A 1,396-nucleotide genomic window follows, 5' to 3' on the forward strand; every position below is an offset into this window, starting at 1 on the left:
ACGGCGGCGGCGGGCGCGAGCAGGCGCGGACGACGAGCCGCGGACGGGCTTCGGAGCATCGGCATCATGGGAAATATTGGAAGGGGTGTGCCGGATATGACGCATGGCACGGCCCGGAATGGCAACGCGCCAAAGCCTAGCACGTGGCCGGCCGGACTAGCTGTGACGATTTGTACCGGCCGATCGGCCGGCGGCCCGGCGGAAATCAGCCGCGCGCGCGGCGCTGGACGCAGGCGATGTAGTGCTCGCCGTCCGGCGGCAGCCCGCTGCGTTGCGATTGCCACAGCATCTCGCCGAGGCATTCCATCATCTGATGATGGGCCTCGTGCGGCGAATCAAGCCGGCGCGCCAGCTGTTCGAACGCCTGGCGGATGCCGCGCGGCTGGTCGACGGACACTTGCTCGGCGATCGACAGATGCATGGCCAGATGCAGGAAGGGGTTGGTCTGCCCGCGCTCGGGCGTGAATTCCTCGGCGATGGCCGCGTCGGCGTCGGCGAGCTGGTCGTGGTATTCGGGGTGGGCGCGGATCCAGTCGACGGCGATCGCCTCGAGCGGCGTCAGCACTTCGTTGGCGCCTTGCTTGCGCCAGGCTTCGCAAAAGAACCGGCGGACTTCTTCACGGGAGGGATTGAACATGATGGAGCGGATTGTAAACGACGGCCCGCGGGCTTGCCGGCGCTGCCCCGCGTTGGGTGCCACTGAGACTGTGCCGCAGGGGCCGCATGCCGACTAGAATGCGGGATCGTCCGGCGTGCCGTTCGACCCGGCGCTTTACCCGCGCTCGACTCGAGTTCGTCCTGCCTTCGACCCGTGATCGACCCGTGTTCGACCCGAGTTCGACCCGAGTTCGACCCGAGTTCGACCCGTGTCGGCCCCGTTCGACCTGAAGTTGGACCTTCCGTAGACCTCGCCATAGGGCCCGGCTCCTCCATGACCGCTACCCCCCGCCCATCGACCCTGCTGCGGCACGCCGGCGACAAGCTGGCCGGCGTGCTGCTGATCGCGATCTCGGCCAGCGCCTTCGGCGCGATGGCGATCTTCGCCCGCTTCGCCTATGACGCCGGCGCCGACGTCTATGGCCTGCTGTCGGTGCGCTTCGTGCTGGCTGCGATCGCGCTGGCGGCGGTGATGCGCTGGCAGCGGATCGCGCTGCCGCCGTGGCCGCGCGTACTGGCGCTGGCGGCGATGGGCGGCATCGGCTATGTCGGCCAGTCGTTCTGCTTCTTCAGCGCGCTGAACCATGCGCAGGCCAGCCTGGTGGCGCTGCTGCTCTATCTGTATCCGGTCTTCGTCACCGTGATGGCGGCGCTGTTCCTGAAGGAGAAGCTGACCGGCGCGGCCGTGACCGCGCTGGTGCTGTGCTCGGTCGGCGCGGGCCTGACGGTCGGCGGCGGG

2 protein-coding genes are annotated in these 1,396 nt (G+C 68.7%); one reads left to right on the forward strand and one right to left on the reverse strand.

Annotated features, from left to right (window positions below; translation table 11 throughout):
- Positions 1 to 205: 205 nt before the first annotated feature.
- Entirely contained in the window at positions 206 to 637 is a 432-nt protein-coding gene (locus AC6EI8_RS26500) for a DUF1841 family protein (protein ID WP_149319324.1), read from the reverse strand.
- A 294-nt stretch (positions 638 to 931) separates the two neighbouring features.
- Between AC6EI8_RS26500 and AC6EI8_RS26505 the strand changes: the two genes are divergently transcribed.
- The coding region (locus AC6EI8_RS26505; protein ID WP_498383396.1) for a DMT family transporter at positions 932 to 1,396 on the forward strand (465 nt) is incomplete at its 3' end.

Source organism: Cupriavidus sp. R6-3 (assembly GCF_059772245.1).

Excerpts from the sequence above, each read along its gene's own strand:
- AC6EI8_RS26500 (WP_149319324.1), bottom strand. The coding sequence starts at position 637 with ATGTTCAATCCCTCCCGTGAAGAAGTCCGCCGGTTCTTTTGCGAAGCC.